The sequence below is a fragment of the Salinivibrio proteolyticus genome (assembly GCF_027286365.1).
In the GTDB taxonomy this organism is placed as follows: domain Bacteria; phylum Pseudomonadota; class Gammaproteobacteria; order Enterobacterales; family Vibrionaceae; genus Salinivibrio; species Salinivibrio proteolyticus.
Genome location: NZ_CP114584.1, coordinates 811,933 through 832,795, shown reverse-complemented (window position 1 = coordinate 832,795; position 20,863 = coordinate 811,933). Strand labels below are relative to the sequence as shown.

Below are 20,863 nucleotides of genomic sequence, written 5' to 3'. Positions count from 1 at the left end.
ACTGAATGAATTTGAATGAACGACGATAATTCGCAAAACGCAGACGGTCCGAGTAGGAAGACCTTCTTCGAGCGGCTAGGACAGTTTTTCCAAGCTGATCCTAAAGACAGACAGGAACTGGTGGATGTGTTCCGCGATTCAGAGCAAAACGCCCTGATCGACCATGACACAAGAGACATGCTGGAAGGTGTCATGCAAATCTCCGACATGCGTGTTCGAGATATCATGATCCCCCGCTCGCAGATGGTAACCGTTGAACGATCGCAGTCTTTGGAAGCGATCATTAATATCATCATTGATGCCCAACACTCGCGTTATCCTGTGATCAGCGATGACAAAGACCATGTTGAAGGCATCTTACTTGCGAAAGATCTGCTGCGCTATTTGCGCCCAGATGCCGAAAACTTCGATATCGAGAAAGTGTTACGCCCTGCCGTGGTGGTACCTGAGAGTAAACGCGTTGACCGCTTACTCAAAGAGTTCCAAGAAGAACGCTACCACATGGCGATCGTGATCGATGAATTTGGCGGTGTATCGGGCGTGGTCACCATTGAGGATATCTTGGAAGAAATCGTTGGCGAAATCGAAGATGAGTACGACGAGGACGACGAACAAGAAATCCGTCAGCTAAGCCGCCATACCTTTGCGGTAAAAGCACTGACCACGTTAGAAGACTTTAATACACACTTCGGCAGTCAGTTCCAAGACGATGTGGTAGACACCATCGGCGGCTTGGTTATGACCAGCTTTGGCCATCTGCCCGATCGCGGCGAGGAAGTGGATATCGAACATTTCCACTTTAAGGTGACCTCGGCAGACAGCCGTCGTATCATTCAGCTACAAGTCACCATTCCTGACAGTAGCGAACCTCAAAGTGAAAGCGATTAATCACATTGTGCGTCAAATTGGGCAGCCCCTCGCGGCTGCCCTGCTTGGTGCCAGTGCCACCCTTGCCTTTGCCCCCTTCTCTTACTGGCTGCTAATGCCGGTATCGCTTTGGGGTCTATTCCTGTTGCTCCAATCCGCCTCTCCCAAAAAGGCCAGTTTGCTCGGCTTTTGCTGGGGTCTGGGTCAATTTGCCACCGGCGTCAGCTGGGTGTATGTCAGTATCGATCATTTTGGAGGTATGCCCGCCATAGCAGGCTTGTCCTTAATGGCGCTGCTGGTAATGTATCTTTCGTTGTATCCCGCGTTATTCGCCGGTGTGTTAGCGCGCTGCTCGGTACGCCATGCCGCGATTAAATGGCTGATTCTTGCGCCTAGCCTATGGCTCGTGGCCGACGGGTTACGGGGCTGGGTCTTCACCGGTTTCCCGTGGCTGTGGCCCGGCTACAGCCAAATTGATAGTCCTTTAGCTGGCGTGGCGCCAGTGCTCGGTGTGCAAGGCATCACTTGGCTGCTGGTGCTAATGGCAGGGTTGGCGACTTTAATCACGCCCAAATGGGGCGCTTGGCAAGGACGCAAGCAGTTAGCTGGTCTCGCGGCGATCGCTGGCCTATCCGCGTGTGCCTACGGACTTAACACCATCCAATGGGTTGAAGCACATCCTGAGAAACAACAAACGGTTTCACTCATCCAAGGCAATATTCCCCAAGCGTTAAAGTGGCGTCCCGATCAACGCTGGCCAACCTTAATGAAGTACCTAGATCTCACCCGCCAACATTGGGATAGCGATGTGGTGATCTGGCCAGAAGCGGCCATTCCGGCGTTGGAGCGTGACTTACCTCGCTTTTTTGAGCAATTAGATACCGCCGCGAAAAATAACCACACCACGGTCATTACCGGCGTGTTAGACCAAAATGCGGCAGGGCAATATTTTAATAATGTGATTGCGGTTGGCGCCGATACGCCTAGCTATCAGTATCCCGCGCCGAAGCAATACAGCAAGCATCATTTGCTCCCGTTTGGTGAATTCGTTCCCTTTGAGTCGTTACTGCGTCCGCTTGCGCCTTTATTTAATTTGCCCATGTCTTCGTTCTCACCGGGCGAGGCCATACAACCGGCATTACCGGCCAATGGCTTGGCCTACATTACGGCGCTTTGCTACGAAATTGCGTTTCCAGCGCAAATTCGCGCCAACTTGACGCCGGACAGTAACGCGATTATCACTTTGTCGAATGATGCATGGTTTGGCCGCTCAATTGGCCCATTGCAGCATTTAGAAATTGCGCGGATGCGCGCGCGTGAGTTTGGCTTGCCGGTCATTCGTGCCACCAATAATGGTGTGACTGCGATTATGGATGCACGCGGCAATATTCAGCAATCCCTCCCACAATTTGAAACCGGTGTGCTTACCACCACCGTCACCAGCACTGTGGGTCTCACCCCCTATCGCCAATGGGGTAATACCCCGCTTTGGATTTGGGTGGTGATAAGTGGGCTTGTTGGTTGGCGATATCGCGGCCAGCCTTGTCATCGCACCCCACGGAAAATTTCCACACGCGCCTGACATTTGTCCGCCTAAACTGACGTACCGTGTGATGTGAAAGACTCACTTTGATGACGAAGAGGGATAAAAACATGTTACGTCGTTCTTATGTATGGTTGAGCATGGCGTTAGTGGCACTGACCGCCCTAGTGGGCTGTGCTACCCATTCTCAGCAGGATCAAATTAGCCAAGCAAACCTGGCACGCGATCAGTTTTATCAATATCCGCAAACCCAACCCTTTTTTGATAACGCCTATGGCTATGCCGTGTTTCCTTCAGTCGGTAAAGGCGGCTTTTGGGTGGGCGGCGCATACGGTAAGGGCGTGGTCTACCGCCAAGGTCAGCCGGTCAGTGCAGCTGAGTTAAAGCAAGTGTCGGTCGGTCTTACTTTTGGCGGACAAGCCTTCAGCGAAATCGTCTTTTTTGAAGATCAAGCCGCGTATGACCGCTTTATGAAAGGACAAGTAGAGCTGGGCGCACAAGCCTCCGCAACTGCCTTAACCGAAGGCGCCTCTGCGCAAGCCGGCACCGCAGGCACCTCGGCGTCAGCCAGCAACCGTCAATCAAAAGCCTATTACGTTAATGGTCTGACTGTCTTTACCCATGCTAAGGGTGGCCTGATGGTCGAAGCGGCACTTGCAGGTCAGCAATTTAGCCCGGCCAACTGGTAGTCGCAGCGATGAACCATCTATCTTAAACGGGACAGCCAAACGAAAAAGGCCAGCGTCATACGCTGGCCTTTCTATTCGTGTGTCGCATGCGGTTACGAAGACTGCCAAACAAACCACAGTGTCGTGTCATCCTCAGCCAAAACATCTCCTTCGAGTGTCGGCTCATTGTTGAGTCGAACGCCCTCGTCCGAGCTATCTAATGCTGAACCGGCTGGCTGCTGTGGTGACGTTTCCATCTTCTCACTACCTGCATAATCGAGCCGTTCTTGCGGAGTCATCAGACGGATTTCGCGATTCGCGGTCAGCTCGTTAATCAGAGCTTGTTGTGACGCGGCTAAACGCACCGTAAATCGCAACGTATCTCCCTCGAGCTCCGCAAGGTGTGCGCTTTGTAGCGCATTTAATCCCGCTAATGTGCGCTCTAGCTGGACGTAATCATCCCCACCTTGCACGCCTGCAATCGCCAACGTCACCGCTTGACTGTCATCATCTTGATCAAACACCACGGCAGTACGGGTCGCATAATAATCGGCAACTGCATTGATCATAGCCGCACTGTCGCCTTGCCCGCGCTGTTGATCGGATTGCAAGTCGCTCGCATCGGGGAAGAATTGCCAACGTATGCCCTGCGGGGTCAGTTTGGCAATCACAATACCGTCCGCTTGATAGCGCTGACTCGCGTCGCTAACCGGGCCGATAAAGCCTCCCCAAAGATCACTGGCAGAGATAGCCATCAGATCATCAAAATCGCCCACCGGCACCAGTACAGGCAGACCCCGCTTGGCCGCACTGTCTCGCAAGGCGTCAACCAAAGCCACATCGCTTTGTTCCCACACAATCTCGCGTTCAGCACCACGATCGTCCACCAGCCATACTAAAACGGACGGACGCGGCGTACCCCATAAAGGCAACCCCGCATCACGCAGCAGCGCTTGCACTTGCTGGCTATCAAAGCCCACTTCAAGGGTCCGTACCGATTCACTGTTCTCCGTACGCGCCGTTTCACCATATCCTACCTGGGTGATCAAACCATCCACATCATTAAGACGATTCTGCACACTGGGATTATCGGCAATGTCACGTTGTCCCGAGACTTTGACCAACACGTCCAGCAAGCCTTGTTGCTTAGCCGCTTGTTGCGACGTTTGAGCGCCGTTATCTAATGGTACGCTTGCATGGTACAAATTATTGGCAAAGACGCTGGGTAGCCACAGCATAGCCATCACGGCCATTACAAATCGGATCATAGTTTTTCCACATTGATTGATGGGATGTTGGGATCATAAGCGCTCTTGTCCTCTCTCAGCAATGCTCTTACCTAAAAAAGACCTGATTCCTGACCGTTGGTTCACATAGCCCTCTCACCACGCTGCCTCTCGCCACTAGAATGAAATCCGTTACATCGATTATTTGCTACCGATCTCACATTGATAAATATGACAAGCATCACATCTTGGCTTTGTGCTAACATCTCGCGATTTTTTTTGGAGGTGAGACTATGATGCAAGTTTTACAAGGCGCACAGATGCTATTTGTTGCATTTGGCGCATTGGTATTGGTGCCATTATTAACCGGGCTTGACCCCAATGTGGCCCTCTTTGGTGCCGGTATTGGAACCCTGATTTTTCAACTTATCACCCGTCGCTCCGTCCCCATTTTCCTCGCCTCTTCTTTCGCTTTTATCGCTCCCATTCTTTACGGTGTTAACAACTTTGGTATTCCCGCTACTATGGGCGGTCTAATGGCGGCTGGGGTGGTTTACCTGATTATGGGCGGCATTATCCGTGTCAAAGGCGTCGACATTATTCACAAGTTGTTGCCACCTGTGGTGGTGGGTCCTGTCATTATGGTGATTGGTCTGGGGCTTGCGCCAACCGCGGTCAATATGGCGTTGGGGAAAAGCGGCGATGGCGGCACGCAAATTATCGCCGGTGATGTGGCGATTTGGATTTCGTTGCTATCGCTGCTGACCACCATAGTGATCAGTGTGTTTGCTAAAGGCTTCTTTAAGTTAGTGCCAATCTTGGCGGGTATCGTGGTGGGATATATCGCCAGCCTTATCATGGGTGTGGTCGATTTCAGCGCTGTGACTCAAGCAAGCTGGCTCGCCATGCCCGCCTTTACACTGCCTGAATTTAATATCAACGCTATCTTATTCATAATCCCCGTGGCGATCGCTCCCGCTGTTGAGCATGTGGGCGATATGCTGGCTATCTCAAATGTCACCCGCAAAGACTACCTGAAAAAACCCGGTCTTCACCGCACCATGGCAGGTGACGGTGCCGCTACCATTGCCGCATCTTTATTCGGTGCGCCACCCAATACCACTTACAGCGAAGTCACCGGAGCCGTGATGCTCACCAAAGCATTTAACCCAGTGATTATGACCTATGCAGCATTAACGGCAATTGTGTTGGCCTTTGTCGGCAAGCTGGGCGCAGTGTTACTGACCATTCCTTTGCCTGTGATGGGCGGGATCATGATCTTGTTATTCGGCTCTATCGCGACGGTGGGATTAAATACCCTGATCCGCAATCAAGTCGATCTACATGACTCTCGCAACCTCGCGATTGTCGGTGTGACCTTGGTCTTTGGTATTGGCGGCATGGCGTTTGGCATTGGCGATTTTAGCTTACAAGGCATTAGCCTGTGTGGTCTAGTCGCGATTGTGCTCAACCTTGTGTTGCCACGTAAAATGGGGGAAAACCATATTGTTGACAGTGCGCAGATGGAAGAAGGCTCGCACTAACCCCCGATCGAAAAAGGGCGCCTAGCGCCCTTTTGGATTTTCCCACCTACGGTGGTTGGGTTGATTAACCTTGCGCCGCACGCGCTTCAACAAGCTTAATCGCTTGCTCAATACGCGCGACCACACGGTCTTTACCAATCAGGTGCATGACCGCATCCACAGAAGGCGACTGACCACCACCAGTGACCGCAACACGCAATGGCATACCCACTTTGCCCATACCCACATCCAAATCGGCACAGGTATCGGCGATCACCGCTTTTAAGGCTTCCACGCTCCAGTCTTGCAGCGCTTCAATTTTGCCTTTCGCCACTTGTAATGGCTCTAGAGCCACCGGACGCAGGTGCTTTTTCGCCGCCGCTGGATCGATCTCATCAAAATCTTGATAGAAGTAACGGCTTTGCTCCGCCAGCTCTACCAAGGTATGACAACGCTCGCCGACCAGCTGGATCACGTCGGTGATGGCCGGGCCTTGGCTAATGTCGATACCAGCTTGATCGAGGTGCCACTGCAGGTGCTGCGCGACCTCTTGCGGATCGGCATGCTTGATGTAGTGGTTGTTCAACCACAGCAGCTTTTCAGTGTTAAACGCTGAGGCCGACTTGCTGATCGCTTCAAGGCTAAACAGTTCAATCATCTCATCGAGCGAGAAAATTTCTTGGTCACCATGTGACCAGCCCAAGCGCACCAAATAGTTCAGCAACGCATGAGGCAAGAAGCCCTGATCGCGATATTGCATAACGCTGACCGCACCGTGGCGCTTAGACAGCTTCGCACCGTCGTCACCAAGGATCATCGAGCAATGCGCAAACTCAGGGACCGGTGCGCCCAGAGCTTTGTAGATATTGATCTGACGTGGGGTGTTGTTGATGTGGTCTTCACCACGCACAACTTGGGTGATCCCCATATCCCAGTCATCCACAACCACACAGAAGTTGTAGGTTGGGCTGCCGTCGGTACGGCGGATAATCAGATCATCCAGTTCACTGTTCGCAATTTCAATACGGCCGCGGATCTTGTCGTCAAAGACAACCTTACCCTCTTTCGGGTTGCGGAAACGGATCACATGGGGGTCATCCGCCTTGGCGTTTTGATTCGCTTCAATCACTTTTGGATGATCAGCGTCGTAGCGTGGCTTAAGACCGTCTGCTTTTTGTTGCTCACGGATCTCATCGAGCAGCTCTTTCGGGGCATAGCATTTATAGGCTTTGTCTTCCGCCAAAAGTTGGTCAACAAGCTGGTTATATCGGTCAAAACGCTTGGTTTGATAATATGGACCTTCATCCCACGTTAAACCCAACCATTCCATCCCTTCTAAGATGGCGTCGATGGCCTCTTGGGTTGAACGCTCAAGATCAGTATCTTCAATACGCAATACAAATTGACCGCCTTGGCTGCGTGCTGCTAGCCAAGAATAGAGTGCTGTACGCGCACCGCCCACGTGCAAAAAGCCGGTTGGGCTGGGGGCAAAGCGGGTTTTGATAGTCATTAGGATCCCTATCCCAGTGGTGAGAATGATGAGTGACAGTTAGTTTACCAGTACAGGTAAATTCCACAATCGAGGCCACGGGATTCCCCCGAAGCCTCGCGGTATTTATTGGTTAATCAATGCCAGCATGCCGTCTTCATCTAACACGGTCACACCTAAATCTTGCGCTTTGGTCAGTTTCGAGCCAGCGGCTTCACCGGCAATCAAGATATCTGTTTTCGCCGATACGCTTCCGGTCACTTTAGCCCCTAACGCTTGCAGCGCGGCTTTTGCATCCGTGCGCGACATTTGCGACAAGGTACCAGTCAACACGATGGTTTTTCCCGCCAAAGGCTGTGCTTGCGCATCCGTTTGTTGGGCCACTTCCGGCCAGTGGATCCCAGTTTCCAACAGTGCATCCAACACATCTTGGTTGTGGGGCTCGGCAAAGAAGCGAACAATATGGCCCGCCACAATCGTCCCAACATCAGGGACAGCAATCAAGGCTTCTTCATCCGCGGCGCGCAGCGCGTCGAGGGTTTTAAAATGTGTGGCCAGATTTTGTGCCGTGGCTTCGCCAACCTCACGGATCCCCAACGCATAAATAAATCGAGGCAAGGTGGTCGCTTTGGCTTTTTCTAGCGCATCAATCAGATTTTGTGCTGATTTTGGCCCCATTCTATCCAAGGCGGTGACGCGGCCCGCCGTGAGGCGAAACAGATCAGCGGGAGTATGGATCAGCTCTTTTTCAATCAGCTGCTCGACGATTTTATCACCGAGGCCATCAATATCCATCGCCTTACGCGAGGAGAAATGCTTAATGGCTTCTTTACGTTGCGCAAGGCAAATTAACCCGCCAGTACAACGCGCCACCGCTTCACCCTCAACACGAGTGACCGCAGAATCACACACAGGACAAGCAGTTGGAAAAACAATCGGCTTAGCATGTTCTGGACGGCGGCTTTCTACCACGCCGACCACTTGTGGGATCACATCACCCGCGCGACGGATCACCACGGTATCACCGATATGAACCCCTAAGCGCTCAATTTCATCGCCGTTGTGTAAGGTCGCATTGCTGACCGTCACGCCTCCGACAAAAACAGGCGCCAGTTTTGCGACCGGTGTGATGGCTCCCGTCCGTCCCACTTGGAACTCAACATCGTTGAGGGTGGTAATTTCTTCTTGAGCCGGGAATTTATAAGCAACCGCCCAGCGGGGAGCGCGCGCAACAAACCCTAGGGTTTGCTGGCTTTCAATGCTGTCGACTTTTATCACCACCCCGTCAATTTCATAGGGCAATGCATCACGTCGAGCTAAGATGTCTTGGTAGTAGCGTTTGACACCAGCTAAATCCGTCACCTGTTTGACTTCAGGGCTAAGCGCTAGCCCCCACTGTTTAAGCTTTTGCAGGCGTTGGAACTGCCCTTCGCCAAACGGTGTCGACATAATGCCAACGGCATAGGCGTAAAAACTAAGCGGACGACTGGCGGCGACTTTGGGGTCCAGTTGACGCAGACTACCAGCGGCAGCATTGCGCGGGTTGGCAAAGGTTTTATCCCCTCTCTTGAGGGCCGCTTCATTCAGTGCCTCAAAGCCCGCTTTAGGCATAAAGACTTCACCGCGCACCTCAAGGCGCGTCGGCCAATCTCCCGCCTGCAACGTCAACGGGACGTTACGAATCGTTTTCACATTGTGGGTGATGTTTTCACCTGTGGTGCCATCGCCTCGGGTAGCAGCTTGCACCAAGACACCATTTTCGTAAATCAAGCTAACCGCCAAGCCATCAAGTTTTGGCTCACAGGTATAGGTGACCGACTCACCATCACCGAGTCTGTCTTTAACACGGCGTTCAAAGTCAGCCAGATCGTCATCACTGAAGGCATTGCCCAAAGATAACATCGCCAACTCGTGGGTGACCGTCTCAAACGCGCTAAGCGGTGCGCCACCCACACGCTGACTCGGCGAATCAGCCGTCACCCATTCAGGGTGCTCTGCTTCAATGGCCAGCAACGTTTGCATTAAACGATCGTACTCCGCGTCCGGCAGCTCAGGGCTGTCTTCGACATAGTAGCGATAGGCATGGTAGTTAAGCTGATGCTTCAACGCATCCAGTTGTTCTTTGCTGTAAGCCATGATTGATCTGTTGTGACTGATTGAGTGACAGGCAAGTATATACGTATTAACGGCGAAGATGGAGATGTGCTCGAGCAGGTGGTCGGCCGATGAACAATCACCGGCCAACTTCGACCTATGCGGAGAAGGCTTTAACCCGATCTCGGTATTCGTCAAGGCGAGACGGCGTCATCATGGCGCGCGCATCGTCAAGCACCAGCCCGCCGAGCTCATCGGCAATCTGCTGCGCGGTTTGTAGCATCAGTTTGAAGTTTTGTTCAGGCTCACCATAACAAGGCAGAGTCATAAAGAAGCTAATTCCCGGCGTTTCAAAGCCATCAATATGACCGATATCAAAGGTGCCTGGTTTTACCATGTTCGCGACACTAAACAGCACTTTGCCTGTGCCTGACGGATCGGAATGACGGTGATAAATCCCCATATCACCAAAGCGCAGACCATGCTGTTCAAGGCTGTTGGTTAACTCAAGACCGTTGAAAATGGCATTGTTGTTGGCATGAACATGCAAAACAAGCACTTCAGTTTCATCTTCCGTCTCAGCGGCTTCAGCTTCATTTTGCTCAGCGTCATGCTCGGCAGTGTCTGGTTGCGGCGTGTCATCACTGACCGGAGCAGTATCCTCACCGTCTTCTGCTTGATGGGCGGTAAATGACGCGGCGGATTGCTCGCCCGCTGCAGGTTCAGGAGCATCATCGGCCGCCGACATTGATGGAAAAGCAGGCTCGACGGGTTCTGTCTTCGCGGATTCGTCGGCAAATAAGGGGTCGACATCGGGTTTATCACCAAAACTCACCGCAGGCTCTTTGCGGCTGGGTTTCGGATTGTCGCCAGAGGCGCTTTTGACGACTCGGACTGCGCCTATCCCGTCTTGATCAAACCCTTGGTCGTCTTTGCTGTCATCCAATTTTCCCAGCGGCTTTTCACCAAACTTGGTGCTCTTTTCTTTCTTATTGGTCCAGAGGCCATGCAACAGCAAAGCTGCAATTGCTAATGCTCCCAAAACAATCAGTACAAGGCGCAATTCCTGCATCGTCGATTCTCAAATCTGTGTTTGTTCAGCGTATTGATTAGCTTATGGCATAGCGTGCGCAGATACGCAAACGCTTTGTCGATCATAAGCGGGCCACATTGACTAACGCAATGCGTAATCGGTCAACTTAGTTAACTGTATCAAAAGTTGGAGACAATTTAACGAATACAGCAACAGAAATGCGTAAAGTTTCCACGCATTTGACCGTTGTCAGCACCTCGGTTGGGCCAGTAGTATAACCCCAAATCAAAAAGGAGATGCCATGACCCACCGTGTTCATCCTCAGCCTCGAAGCGGGGCTGGCTATTTGTTACAAGGTTTTTCACTGATGCTGACGCCGGGATTACGGCGTTTTGTAGTGATCCCGATTATCGTCAATGTGTTATTGATGGGCGGCGCATTTGCTTATTTATTGTCTCAATTTAGCGATTGGATTGATACTTGGCTTGCGACCCTCCCAGAATGGCTGTCTTGGCTGTCCTTTGTGCTTTGGCCGCTGGTCGTGATTGCTATCTTAGTGGTGTTTTCCTACTTCTTTAGCACCTTAGCTAACTGGATTGCAGCACCGTTCAACGGTTTATTGGCGGAGCATTTGGAGGCCAAGCTGACCGGCGCCCCCTCGCCCAATGATGGCATGCTCGATGTGGTTAAAGATCTGCCACGGGTAATGAAACGCGAATGGCAAAAACTGATGTACTACATTCCCAAGGCGCTGGGATTGCTGCTGATATTATGGATCCCCGCCTTAGGCCAAACACTTGGTCCTGTATTGTGGTTTGTATTTAGTGCTTGGATGATGGCCATTCAATACTGTGACTATCCATTTGATAACCACAAGGTAGCCTTCCCGACCATGCGCGACAGCCTGAAACAACGCAGAGGTACATCGCTCAGTTTTGGGGCTGTGGTGATGCTGTTTACCATGACGCCAATCCTGAACCTGTTAGTCATGCCTGCTGCCGTATGCGGCGCCACCGCATTATGGGTCGACACTTATAAGTCGCGACTCGGGCGCTACTAGCTGGTTGTTACCTCACTCAAAAACCTCTACGCTCAGAGAGAAAAGCTCACAATTTCAGTGGGCTTTTCTTCTATTTGCCAATCATTTATTGGTCGATGTCACAATAAGATATAACCAACTGATCCTTTTCAAAACAGGCATCAGAGATATGCTTATAGCCAAACTAATCGGTGTCATGAAGGAACGATACAATGGGTAAGATTTACGAAGACAACACACAAACTATCGGTAATACCCCGCTGGTTCGCCTCAATCGCGTAGCTAAGCCAAACGTGCTCGCCAAAATCGAAGCGCGTAACCCAAGCTTCAGCGTCAAGTGCCGAATCGGTGCCAACATGATTTGGGACGCCGAGAAAAAAGGCACCTTGAAACCCGGTATTGAGCTGATTGAACCGACCAGTGGTAACACGGGGATTGCACTCGCTTATGTTGCTGCCGCACGTGGTTATAAACTCACCCTAACGATGCCTGAGTCGATGAGCTTAGAGCGTCGTAAACTGCTTAAAGCGCTGGGCGCGAAGCTGGTGCTGACCGAAGCGCCGAAAGGCATGAAAGGGGCGATCGCAAAAGCAGAAGAAATCATGGCCGCAGAGCCCGGCAAATACCTAATGCTGCAACAGTTCGATAACCCTGCTAACCCTGAAATTCATGAAAAGACCACGGGACCTGAGCTGTGGGACGATACAGATGGTGAGATTGACGTGTTTGTTGCGGGTGTCGGTACTGGTGGAACACTGACCGGTGTTAGCCGCTACATCAAAAACACCCAAGGTAAGGCGATCACGACCGTCGCCGTTGAGCCTGCAGAGTCGCCTGTGATTGCACAAACCTTGGCCGGTGACGATGTGCAACCTGCCCCTCACAAAATTCAAGGCATTGGCGCGGGCTTTGTTCCTAAAAACTTGGATGTCAGCCTGATCGACAAAGTGGTTTCTGTCACCTCAGATGAAGCCATCGAAATGGCACGTCGCCTGATGGAAGAAGAAGGCATTTTGGCCGGTATTTCATCAGGTGCGGCTGTGGTCGCTGCCAACAAAATTGCTGAGCTTCCTGAGTTTGCAAACAAGAAGATCGTCACAATTTTGCCAAGTGCTGCAGAACGTTATCTCAGCTCACCGCTATTCGCAGGCATGTTTACCGAGCTAGAAAACGAACAGTAACAGCAGGTTAGTGCGTAAAGCACATTTACCTCCCCCTGACAAAAGGCCCACATCGGGCCTTTTTTGTTTGATTTTTATATTAAGCTTTAGTAAAAAACGTCTGCCTTTTTATTTTCCGCATCAAAATAAAAGCGACATCACCTGATGAGTGGAAGGTCAAAAACGGCAAAAAGATGACAGGAAATTGACATGGATTAAGCTATACGGTCAATTTCTTGGTTAGGTTAACGCCAACGGATAGCGAAAATGCCCGTCAGCGGTTAAGCTAATCTTAGATTTAATACATAGATTTAAAAAAATAGAGATACGGGGTGAATCATGTATAAGAAGCAAGTTGAAATTACTGCAGAAAACGGCCTACACACTCGTCCAGCAGCGCAGTTCGTGAAAGATGCGAAAGCCTATGATGCTGACATCACTGTTGAGTCTAACGGTAAAAGCGCGAGCGCAAAAAGCCTGTTCAAACTTCAAACCCTTGGCTTGACCAAAGGCACCATGGTGACTATCTCTGCTGAAGGTGCGCAAGCACAAGAAGCTGTTGATCACCTAGTAAAACTGATGGGCGAGCTGGAGTAATCCGGCTCTTTTTCTATCGGTTTTAAGTTTGGTAAACGTAAGGTAAAGCTATGATTTCAGGCATCCTGGCATCACCTGGTATTGCTTTCGGTAAAGCACTGCTGCTGCAAGAAGAAGACGTTGTAATCAATAAAAACAAGATTGCCGCGTCTCAAGTCGATCAAGAAATTCAGCGCGTATTGGATGCTCGCGAAAAGTCTAAGACGCAACTTGAAGCGATCAAAGACAAAGCAAGGGAAACCTTCGGCGAAGAGAAAGAAGCCATCTTCGAAGGTCACATCATGCTGCTAGAAGATGAAGAGCTGGAAGAAGAAATTGTCAGCTTCATCAAGTCAAACCTAGCAACCGCCGACCACGCCATCTACAGCGTGATTGAAGAACAAGCGGTGACGCTTGAGTCACTCGACGACGATTATCTGAAAGAGCGCGCCGCAGACATTCGTGACATTGGCTCACGCTTTGTGAAAAACGCGCTAGGCATCAACATGGTGTCTCTCAGTGCAATTAACGAGCAAGTGATCTTGGTCGCCAACGATTTAACGCCTTCTGAAACGGCGCAAATCGACCTGAACCATGTGCTGGGCTTTATCACAGACATTGGCGGACGTACGTCTCACACCTCGATTATGGCACGCTCACTTGAGCTTCCAGCCGTGGTGGGTACTAACGATGCGACTGCGAAAATTAAAAATGGCGACATGCTGGTACTGGATGCAGTAAACAACAAGATTGTTGTGAACCCATCTGAAGACGAGTTGGCGAAATTTAAAGCCATTCGCGATCAGTACCAAGCAGAAAAAGCTGAGCTGGCGAAATTGAAAGATTTGCCTGCAATTACGCTGGACGGTCATCAAGTTGAAGTCTGCGGTAACGTAGGTACTGTCAAAGACTGTGACGGTGTCAACCGTAACGGTGGTGAAGGTGTCGGTCTTTACCGCACCGAGTTCCTATTTATGGACCGTGATTCACTGCCTACCGAAGAAGAACAGTATCAAGCGTACAAAGCGGTCGCTGAGGCGGTTGATGGTCATCCAGTGATCATCCGTACCATGGACATTGGTGGCGATAAAGACCTGCCATACATGGATCTGCCTGACGAAATGAACCCATTCTTGGGTTGGCGTGCAGTGCGTATCAGCTTGGATCGTCGTGAAATTCTGCGTGACCAACTCCGTGCTATTTTGCGTGCATCTGCACACGGTAAAGTCCGCGTGATGTTCCCAATGATCATCTCTGTTGAAGAAATCCGTGAGCTGAAAACCGCGCTAGAGACCTACAAAGCTGAGCTGCGTGAAGAAGGCCTCACCTTTGATGAGTCACTAGAAATTGGTGTGATGGTAGAAACACCAGCGGCCGCCGCCATTGCGCATCACCTTGCTAAAGAAGTTGACTTCTTCAGCATCGGAACCAACGATTTGACCCAGTACACCCTGGCTGTCGATCGTGGCAACGAACTGATTTCTCACTTGTACAATCCGCTGTCACCTGCAGTATTGACGGTTATCAAGCAAGTGATTGATGCCTCACATGCCGAAGGTAAATGGACCGGAATGTGCGGAGAACTTGCAGGGGATGAGAAAGCAACGTTACTATTGATGGGTATGGGCCTGGATGAGTTCAGTATGAGTGCCATCTCTATCCCTCGCATCAAGAAGATTATCCGTAATGCCAACTTTGCTGATGTGAAAGCGATGGCCGACACAGCCCTCAATCTGCCAACTGCGGCAGAAATCGAAGCCTATGTCGAAAAATTTATTGCGGAAAAAACCGTCTGCTAATATACAATCAGCAAAGAATTACTGCTTAGGAGCAACACTATGGGTCTGTTCGACAAACTGAAGAAGTTGGTGTCAGAAGACAGCAACGACGCAAGTGCTATTGAAATTATCGCCCCATTATCGGGTGAGATCGTCAACATTGAAGACGTGCCTGATGTTGTGTTTGCTGAGAAAATCGTCGGTGATGGCATTGCAATCAAGCCTTCAGGCGACAAAATGGTAGCACCTGTAAACGGTACTATCGGTAAGATTTTCGAAACCAACCACGCTTTCTCTATCGAGTCTGAAGATGGCGTTGAGCTTTTCGTTCACTTCGGTATTGATACCGTTGAGCTGAAAGGCGAAGGCTTTAAGCGTATTGCAGAAGAAGGCCAAACAGTGAAAGCGGGCGACACCGTGATCGAGTTTGACTTGGGCATGCTGGAAGAAAAAGCTAAATCAACGCTAACACCAGTTGTTATCTCTAACATGGACGAGATCAAAGAGCTGACTAAGCTTTCTGGTGCCGTCACTGTGGGTGAAACACCTGTACTGCGCGTGACCAAGTAATTCAAATTTGGTCGACGATAAGAAAACGCAGCCTCCGGGCTGCGTTTTTTATTGCCCGTTATGCAACACCGGGTTGGCTAAGACGCTCCACATATTGCGCTAACGTGGTCTGTGAAGGCATAAACATAATGGCGCCGGTCACCGCTTGGGTAAAGCTTAACATCATGTCGGTTTTGCCATCGCGTTCACCAAACATGCTATCTAACATCACATCCAACGGATGTTGCTGTTGGCAATAGGCGAGGAACAATAGCCCATGCTCGCCACTGACACTGCCGTATGGCAGGCTCTGACGAAGAATTTTCAGGCCGACCCCGTTTTCTTTGATGTCCACCCGCCCAACGTGGGATGTATCCGGCATGTCCTCAAGTTCGATGGAGTCAGGCTTGGTGCGTCCAATCACCTTTTCTTGTGCCGCTTGCTGTAACCGCTCCCAAGCTGGTATATCATGGACATAGCGTTGGACCAAAGCCACACTACCCCCAGCAAACGGTCCGTCTGGGATCACTGCAACCGCTTCACGCGCAAGGCCTTGCGGATTTTCCGTGCCATCGATAAAGCCTGTCATATCACGCGCATCGAGATAGCGGAACCCTGCTGTTTCATCCACCACATCCACGACTTTCTTAATGGGCGTTAACCATTGTTGAAAAACATAGAAATTCAAATCGTGCCGCAAACCATGAAGATGAATAAAAACATCACAGTCAGTGTGAGGCGCCCGATGTTTACGACTCTCTCGGGGACGAAAGTCTGTCACGCCCTCCGGATAAGCTAACCCGTGGGCACGACAAAAAGCAGGGCTAAATCCTACCGCCACGCCCATCTGAGCATCACCGAAGACCTCTTGCGTTTGCTTAGCAATCTCAGCCAACCGCTGACATTGCTGTAGCACCAAGGCGGCATCGTCAGTGACCTTAAGCATCACATACAATGCATAGGGTCCACCATCAGGGACAATCGCGGACTGTGCCTGTGTCATGTTACTTCTCCTTTGTACTTATTGTTTTCTGTGGCGCTTAAATGTAAGCCGCGGATAAATTGGTAAAAAAAACGTTTCACCCGTCGGCTTCTTAACCAATACAAGCTCCCCCACACCACCCATAATCCGTGGCATGCAATCAACCAATGAAACTGCCCGTCAGTGGCCATTAACGTCCTAAGCACCTGCGCCCCTTCCCAGCACCAGACCGGCCAAATTAAGGCATAGCCCCAATGCCAAAGGCGCTGAGCCCACCAAGGTGCACGGTGACAATTGCCAACCAACAACAGAAGTATGAGAGGCAACACGCCCACTGCCAAACTGGCGTACAAGGCAGATTTGTCTGGATAAAATAGTGCCAGCAATTCACTGCCTTGCTGTCGACTAACCCCTGCCATCGCCAGCAGCCACCATGCACGGCTTAATAAAATAAGACAGATCAGATAAGTTACGGGCGCTTTTAAAAAGCCCTTCTCGTCATAATGATGAAGTGTGTCCATGTGTATGCCAATATCATTGCGCTATTGACCAACATGACGCCCACGCCGAAAAACTGCAAGATCCTGATGAGAATTTGTTACTCTATTCACCTGATTTATCATCCGCAGTACGGAGCGAACATGGGTAAACAAGCAGCCGCTGTCTCGCCTGAAACACAGCAAGAAGCCATGCGTGTGGCCAAAGCGACACAAAAGCCCGGGCAAACCAAAGCCCAAACCAAACTGATTGCCCAAGGCATCGAGAAAGGTATTGCGCAATATAAGAAAGAGCAAAAAGCCAAAGCGCGCGCACACGACAAAGCTCGGAAGAAAAAACAAAAACAAGCGAGTGAGCATACCGACACTGTCACTGCTAGCGCACCGCCACAACCGACAACATCTGCGCGCGATCGCAGCGATAGCCGTCTACCTTGGCTATTATTGGTGATCAGTTGGATTGGCTTTATTGGTTACCTATGGGTGGGATAATGATAAGAACACGGACATTGGGATTACTCGTGGCATTGACGCTTACAGGGTGCTCGACAGGAGACAAGATCATGAAACAGCCACCGGTTACCGCCTGTGGAGACAGCCCTAACTGCGTATCAAGCAAGGATACTCGACCCAAGTTTGCATTATCACCTTTCACCCTGACCAGTGAGTCTGTCCGGTTTGACGATATCGTCAACACCATTGCCAGTCTATCGGGCGCGAAGCTTATCTCTCAACAAGATAACTATGCCCACTTTACCTTCACGACCCCAGTGCTGCGCTTTGTCGACGACGTCGAAATATCAGTGCACGGCACAGAACTGACGCTGCGCTCCGCATCTCGTGTTGGCTACTATGATTTTGGTGCCAATCGACGACGCGCTGACGCAATTCGTCAGGCGTTACGCGATACCAAACTCATTACACCGTCGCCTTAGTTGATATAAGAACGAATATCGCGCTTCTTATCTTCAACCCAGTCGCGGCGGAAGGGGCCCCAGTCTTTTAGCTGGTAGTACCCATCATTATGGCGCTTGCCATCTTGAATAAAGGTCATATCGATTCCCAAGCCCGATAGCGACTTTAAGACATCTTGAATGGTGCGACGTGGCCAGCCCGTCGCTTCAATTAAGCGCGGTACATTAGGACGTTCCATTTCTTCAACAAGCGCGGCGAGATACAAGCGCCGTGCAAACACAGGATTTAGTTCCATACGAACCTCCGAAAGTTCTGATTAATCCCATTATTCATGTCGGGTAATAGGAGGTTTTGCGTTCGATCAAAACGCCATCAAATCGACGTGCTGCAGGCGTATTTAGCGGGAGAATTCACAGTCTGCACGAGATCTCTACCTTGCTATTCATCAGCACATCGATCCCGCGCTAGGTATTGCGTTCACTCTCAACCAGTGTCACTCTTTAACCACGCAAAAACACGACCTAAAAAATCATGACAACTGTATTTGGCATTAAAAACTGCGACACCCTAAAAAAAGCGCTGAAATGGTTAGATAACCAAGGCATCGACTATCAGTATCACGATTATCGCAAGGATGGCTTAGACGCGTCGCTGCTGCGCACCTTCGTTGCTGAGCTCGGCTGGGAAGCGTTGGTGAATAAACGCGGTACGACCTACCGCCAACTGAGCGATGAGCAAAAAGCCAGCCTCGATGAAGCCAGTGCGATAGCCATCATGCTCGATAACCCTGCGATCATTAAACGCCCCCTACTCGTACACAAGGGTAGCTACTATCTCGGCTTTAAAGAGAACCAATACGCTGACATTTTTGCGTAATGTGATATTCCGTTCATTCTCGTTGTAAGGAAACTAAGATGACTGACAGTGCTACCCTGTCTTTGGCAAAAGATTTGATTAACCGTGAATCAGTCACCCCAGAGGATGCGGGCTGCCAAGATGTAATGATTGCACGCTTAAAAGCATTGGGCTTTACCATTGAGCCGATGGTCTTTGAAGATACCACCAACCTGTGGGCACGCCGTGGCACCCAAGGACCATTATTTGCCTTTGCTGGTCATACCGATGTGGTGCCCGCCGGACCGCGCGATCAGTGGCACACGCCACCGTTTGAAGCCGTGGTGATTGACGACCATCTCCATGGTCGCGGCGCCGCCGATATGAAAGGTTCACTGGCCGCAATGGTGGTGGCGGTTGAGCGTTTTGTCGCTGAAAACCCAAACCACCCCGGTTCGATTGCCTTTTTGATCACCTCGGATGAAGAAGGGCCATTTATCAATGGTACGACGCGCGTGGTTGATACACTGGTCGCACGCGATGAAATCATTGATATGTGCATTGTTGGTGAACCTTCGAGTACCCATCATGTGGGGGATGTGGTCAAAAATGGCCGTCGCGGATCGATCACTGGCGATTTGTATGTGCAAGGCACTCAAGGGCATGTGGCCTATCCTCACTTAGCCAATAACCCCGTGCATCAGGCCATGCCGGCCCTGACTGAGCTCGCGCAAACGGTGTGGGATAACGGGAACGACTTCTTCCCTCCGACCAGCTTTCAAATTCCCAACATTCAAGCGGGGACAGGGGCTGCGAATGTGATCCCGGGCGAGTGTCATGCACAGTTTAACTTCCGCTTTAGTACCGAGCTTGATAGCGAAACCATCAAGCAACGGGTCTACTCCATCCTTGATGCTCACGGGTTGGAGTATCGTCTTGAATGGACCCATAGCGGCGATCCCTTTTTAACCGACAAAGGCACCCTACTCGATGCGGTGGTCGAAGCGGTGGAAGAAGTCAATCATCAAACGCCCCAGCTGTTAACCACAGGCGGCACGTCTGATGGTCGCTTTATTGCTAAAATGGGCGCACAAGTGATTGAACTGGGCCCGGTGAATGCCACAATTCATAAAGTGAACGAGTGCGTCAGCATTCCCGATCTTGAAAAGCTCACCGACATGTACCAAAAAGTGCTGGAGAAAGCCCTACGTTGACCTTAAGCCTTGCACAATTAACCGGGCAAGATACGCAATTTCTCGTGCCAATCAATGCCCGGCCAAATGCGCCTTGTTTGCACCCCGAGGTGCTTGAGCACCTTGAGGCATTGCGTCACAGTGCGCATCAAGCCGGCTTTACGCTAACCATCGCCAGTGCTCATCGGTCTTTTGATAGACAACTGGCGATTTGGAATGGCAAATATCGAGGCGAAAAGCCGGTCTTAGACGACCACGGCCAACCGATTGACATTCACACCCTCACGGATAATGAGCGAGTGCGAGCAATCTTGCGTTGGTCCGCCCTGCCGGGCACCAGCCGTCATCATTGGGGAACGGATTTGGATGTGTTTGACCAACAGGCATTGGCACCCGGTGAATCGTTAGCGCTGACACAAGCAGAATACGATCATGGGCCTCAGGCCCGATTCGCAAATTGGCTGCACGCTCATGCGCCGCGCTACGGATTTTTCTTCCCCTATGCGCAGGACCAAGGAGGCGTCGCGCGCGAGCCGTGGCACATTAGCCATATCGCCACCAGCCAACCTCTGCTTAATGCCTTGACCTTAGATGGCTTGCATCACGTAATTGCGCAAGCGCCCATTCTGGGACAGCAGGCTATTCTTGAACAACTAGATTGGATATATTCAACCTATGTCACCAACATCTGCGAGGTGTACTCATGGAATGGCTAACCAATCCTTATGTGATTATCGCGATTGTGGTCGCGGTCGTGGTCAGCAATATTATGGCGCTTAAGTACACAGCGAATGCTAAGTTTGGGCTTAAATATAAAGATAAACCTGACGATAAAACCGACGCTGACGAAACACACCCCGACGACACTCCATCGACAAAAAAATAGCGCCATGAAGG

The 20,863-nt window shown here is 50.8% G+C and carries 22 protein-coding genes; 15 read left to right on the top strand and 7 right to left on the bottom strand.

What is annotated here, in order from left to right; genetic code table 11:
- Window positions 1-15: 15 nt before the first annotated feature.
- The 3 genes from corC to N7E60_RS04075 all read left to right on the top strand — a co-directional run bounded on the left by corC (window position 16) and on the right by N7E60_RS04075 (window position 3,099).
- On the top strand, window positions 16-888 hold the full coding sequence (corC, locus tag N7E60_RS04085) for a CNNM family magnesium/cobalt transport protein CorC (RefSeq protein ID WP_069587389.1): 873 nt from the start codon (window positions 16-18) through the stop codon (window positions 886-888).
- Window positions 884-2,449 (top strand): apolipoprotein N-acyltransferase, encoded by a 1,566-nt coding sequence (gene lnt, locus N7E60_RS04080; RefSeq protein WP_077675632.1) that lies wholly within the window; start codon window positions 884-886, stop codon window positions 2,447-2,449. Before corC ends, lnt begins: the two co-directional genes overlap by 5 nt.
- A gap of 71 nt (window positions 2,450-2,520) precedes the next feature.
- Window positions 2,521-3,099 carry a lipid-binding SYLF domain-containing protein gene (locus N7E60_RS04075; RefSeq protein ID WP_069587391.1) on the top strand — a complete coding sequence of 193 codons (579 nt, stop codon included), beginning with the start codon at window positions 2,521-2,523 and terminating at the stop codon, window positions 3,097-3,099.
- 92 nt (window positions 3,100-3,191) lie between these two features.
- Here the strand turns inward: N7E60_RS04075 and N7E60_RS04070 are convergent, their stop codons facing one another.
- A complete protein-coding gene (locus N7E60_RS04070; RefSeq protein WP_077675617.1) occupies window positions 3,192-4,346 on the bottom strand; it encodes a DUF2066 domain-containing protein in 1,155 nt (384 codons plus the stop codon).
- Window positions 4,347-4,597: 251 nt separating this feature from the next.
- Here N7E60_RS04070 and N7E60_RS04065 point away from each other — a divergent pair, with 251 nt between their 5' ends.
- On the top strand, window positions 4,598-5,848 hold the full coding sequence (locus N7E60_RS04065; RefSeq protein WP_269598195.1) for a uracil-xanthine permease family protein: 1,251 nt from the start codon (window positions 4,598-4,600) through the stop codon (window positions 5,846-5,848).
- A 64-nt stretch (window positions 5,849-5,912) separates the two neighbouring features.
- Here the strand turns inward: N7E60_RS04065 and gltX are convergent, their stop codons facing one another.
- From gltX to zipA, 3 genes are all read right to left on the bottom strand, one after another.
- Window positions 5,913-7,337, bottom strand: a complete 1,425-nt coding sequence (gene gltX / locus N7E60_RS04060; RefSeq protein ID WP_077661837.1) for a glutamate--tRNA ligase — start codon at window positions 7,335-7,337, stop codon at window positions 5,913-5,915.
- A gap of 105 nt (window positions 7,338-7,442) precedes the next feature.
- Entirely contained in the window at window positions 7,443-9,452 is a 2,010-nt protein-coding gene (gene ligA / locus N7E60_RS04055) for an NAD-dependent DNA ligase LigA (RefSeq protein WP_269598194.1), read from the bottom strand.
- A gap of 115 nt (window positions 9,453-9,567) precedes the next feature.
- Entirely contained in the window at window positions 9,568-10,482 is a 915-nt protein-coding gene (zipA, locus tag N7E60_RS04050; RefSeq protein ID WP_269598193.1) for a cell division protein ZipA, read from the bottom strand.
- Between the two features lie 262 nt (window positions 10,483-10,744).
- Between zipA and cysZ the strand changes: the two genes are divergently transcribed.
- The 5 genes from cysZ (at window position 10,745) to crr (ending at window position 15,566) form a co-directional block, all read left to right on the top strand.
- Complete coding sequence (gene cysZ / locus N7E60_RS04045; RefSeq protein WP_269598192.1) at window positions 10,745-11,503, top strand: sulfate transporter CysZ; 759 nt, start codon at window positions 10,745-10,747, stop codon at window positions 11,501-11,503.
- 191 nt (window positions 11,504-11,694) lie between these two features.
- Window positions 11,695-12,663, top strand: a complete 969-nt coding sequence (cysK, locus tag N7E60_RS04040) for a cysteine synthase A (protein WP_077455597.1) — start codon at window positions 11,695-11,697, stop codon at window positions 12,661-12,663.
- Between the two features lie 318 nt (window positions 12,664-12,981).
- Window positions 12,982-13,239: an HPr family phosphocarrier protein gene (locus N7E60_RS04035; protein ID WP_069587399.1), complete on the top strand. Its 258-nt coding sequence runs from the start codon at window positions 12,982-12,984 to the stop codon at window positions 13,237-13,239.
- A gap of 50 nt (window positions 13,240-13,289) precedes the next feature.
- Window positions 13,290-15,017 carry a phosphoenolpyruvate-protein phosphotransferase PtsI gene (ptsI, locus tag N7E60_RS04030; protein ID WP_077455596.1) on the top strand — a complete coding sequence of 576 codons (1,728 nt, stop codon included), beginning with the start codon at window positions 13,290-13,292 and terminating at the stop codon, window positions 15,015-15,017.
- Between the two features lie 39 nt (window positions 15,018-15,056).
- Window positions 15,057-15,566, top strand: coding sequence for a PTS glucose transporter subunit IIA (gene crr / locus N7E60_RS04025; RefSeq protein ID WP_069587401.1), 510 nt, complete (start codon window positions 15,057-15,059; stop codon window positions 15,564-15,566).
- Between the two features lie 58 nt (window positions 15,567-15,624).
- Here the strand turns inward: crr and N7E60_RS04020 are convergent, their stop codons facing one another.
- Together N7E60_RS04020 and N7E60_RS04015 are read right to left on the bottom strand one after the other, a co-directional pair.
- Window positions 15,625-16,548: a Dyp-type peroxidase gene (locus N7E60_RS04020; protein ID WP_269598191.1), complete on the bottom strand. Its 924-nt coding sequence runs from the start codon at window positions 16,546-16,548 to the stop codon at window positions 15,625-15,627.
- Window positions 16,545-17,048 (bottom strand): DUF2919 domain-containing protein, encoded by a 504-nt coding sequence (locus N7E60_RS04015; protein WP_269598190.1) that lies wholly within the window; start codon window positions 17,046-17,048, stop codon window positions 16,545-16,547. Before N7E60_RS04015 ends, N7E60_RS04020 begins: the two co-directional genes overlap by 4 nt.
- A 120-nt stretch (window positions 17,049-17,168) precedes the next feature.
- Between N7E60_RS04015 and N7E60_RS04010 the strand changes: the two genes are divergently transcribed.
- Both N7E60_RS04010 and N7E60_RS04005 read left to right on the top strand, forming a co-directional pair.
- Entirely contained in the window at window positions 17,169-17,516 is a 348-nt protein-coding gene (locus tag N7E60_RS04010; protein ID WP_069587480.1) for a DUF2956 domain-containing protein, read from the top strand.
- Between the two features lie 71 nt (window positions 17,517-17,587).
- A complete protein-coding gene (locus N7E60_RS04005) occupies window positions 17,588-17,959 on the top strand; it encodes a DUF1499 domain-containing protein (protein ID WP_157893177.1) in 372 nt (123 codons plus the stop codon).
- On the opposite strand, the gene N7E60_RS04000 is transcribed toward N7E60_RS04005, so the two are convergent.
- Window positions 17,956-18,234: a winged helix-turn-helix domain-containing protein gene (locus tag N7E60_RS04000; protein WP_025740011.1), complete on the bottom strand. Its 279-nt coding sequence runs from the start codon at window positions 18,232-18,234 to the stop codon at window positions 17,956-17,958. The genes N7E60_RS04005 and N7E60_RS04000 overlap by 4 nt on opposite strands.
- 233 nt (window positions 18,235-18,467) lie before the next feature.
- Here N7E60_RS04000 and N7E60_RS03995 point away from each other — a divergent pair, with 233 nt between their 5' ends.
- Genes N7E60_RS03995 through N7E60_RS03980 form a run of 4 tightly spaced genes read left to right on the top strand, consistent with a single transcriptional unit; the run spans window position 18,468 to window position 20,852 of the window.
- A complete protein-coding gene (locus N7E60_RS03995) occupies window positions 18,468-18,815 on the top strand; it encodes an ArsC family reductase (RefSeq protein WP_069587405.1) in 348 nt (115 codons plus the stop codon).
- Between the two features lie 38 nt (window positions 18,816-18,853).
- A complete protein-coding gene (dapE, locus tag N7E60_RS03990; RefSeq protein WP_069587406.1) occupies window positions 18,854-19,987 on the top strand; it encodes a succinyl-diaminopimelate desuccinylase in 1,134 nt (377 codons plus the stop codon).
- Complete coding sequence (locus N7E60_RS03985; RefSeq protein ID WP_269598189.1) at window positions 19,984-20,682, top strand: M15 family metallopeptidase; 699 nt, start codon at window positions 19,984-19,986, stop codon at window positions 20,680-20,682. The genes dapE and N7E60_RS03985 overlap by 4 nt, the downstream gene beginning before the upstream one ends.
- Window positions 20,670-20,852, top strand: a complete 183-nt coding sequence (locus N7E60_RS03980) for a DUF2897 family protein (protein ID WP_069587408.1) — start codon at window positions 20,670-20,672, stop codon at window positions 20,850-20,852. Before N7E60_RS03985 ends, N7E60_RS03980 begins: the two co-directional genes overlap by 13 nt.
- Window positions 20,853-20,863: the final 11 nt, after the last annotated feature.

Bases quoted from the DNA above. Each gene is read 5' to 3' on its own strand.
- corC (WP_069587389.1), top strand. From the start codon at position 16: ATGAACGACGATAATTCGCAAAACGCAGACGGTCCGAGTAGGAAGACC.
- N7E60_RS04075 (WP_069587391.1), top strand. From the start codon at position 2,521: ATGTTACGTCGTTCTTATGTATGGTTGAGCATGGCGTTAGTGGCACTG.
- N7E60_RS04070 (WP_077675617.1), bottom strand. From the start codon at position 4,346: ATGATCCGATTTGTAATGGCCGTGATGGCTATGCTGTGGCTACCCAGC.
- N7E60_RS04065 (WP_269598195.1), top strand. From the start codon at position 4,598: ATGATGCAAGTTTTACAAGGCGCACAGATGCTATTTGTTGCATTTGGC.
- gltX (WP_077661837.1), bottom strand. From the start codon at position 7,337: ATGACTATCAAAACCCGCTTTGCCCCCAGCCCAACCGGCTTTTTGCAC.
- ligA (WP_269598194.1), bottom strand. From the start codon at position 9,452: ATGGCTTACAGCAAAGAACAACTGGATGCGTTGAAGCATCAGCTTAAC.
- zipA (WP_269598193.1), bottom strand. From the start codon at position 10,482: ATGCAGGAATTGCGCCTTGTACTGATTGTTTTGGGAGCATTAGCAATT.
- cysZ (WP_269598192.1), top strand. From the start codon at position 10,745: ATGACCCACCGTGTTCATCCTCAGCCTCGAAGCGGGGCTGGCTATTTG.
- cysK (WP_077455597.1), top strand. From the start codon at position 11,695: ATGGGTAAGATTTACGAAGACAACACACAAACTATCGGTAATACCCCG.
- N7E60_RS04035 (WP_069587399.1), top strand. From the start codon at position 12,982: ATGTATAAGAAGCAAGTTGAAATTACTGCAGAAAACGGCCTACACACT.
- ptsI (WP_077455596.1), top strand. From the start codon at position 13,290: ATGATTTCAGGCATCCTGGCATCACCTGGTATTGCTTTCGGTAAAGCA.
- crr (WP_069587401.1), top strand. From the start codon at position 15,057: ATGGGTCTGTTCGACAAACTGAAGAAGTTGGTGTCAGAAGACAGCAAC.
- N7E60_RS04020 (WP_269598191.1), bottom strand. From the start codon at position 16,548: ATGACACAGGCACAGTCCGCGATTGTCCCTGATGGTGGACCCTATGCA.
- N7E60_RS04015 (WP_269598190.1), bottom strand. From the start codon at position 17,048: ATGGACACACTTCATCATTATGACGAGAAGGGCTTTTTAAAAGCGCCC.
- N7E60_RS04010 (WP_069587480.1), top strand. From the start codon at position 17,169: ATGGGTAAACAAGCAGCCGCTGTCTCGCCTGAAACACAGCAAGAAGCC.
- N7E60_RS04005 (WP_157893177.1), top strand. From the start codon at position 17,588: ATGAAACAGCCACCGGTTACCGCCTGTGGAGACAGCCCTAACTGCGTA.
- N7E60_RS04000 (WP_025740011.1), bottom strand. From the start codon at position 18,234: ATGGAACTAAATCCTGTGTTTGCACGGCGCTTGTATCTCGCCGCGCTT.
- dapE (WP_069587406.1), top strand. From the start codon at position 18,854: ATGACTGACAGTGCTACCCTGTCTTTGGCAAAAGATTTGATTAACCGT.
- N7E60_RS03980 (WP_069587408.1), top strand. From the start codon at position 20,670: ATGGAATGGCTAACCAATCCTTATGTGATTATCGCGATTGTGGTCGCG.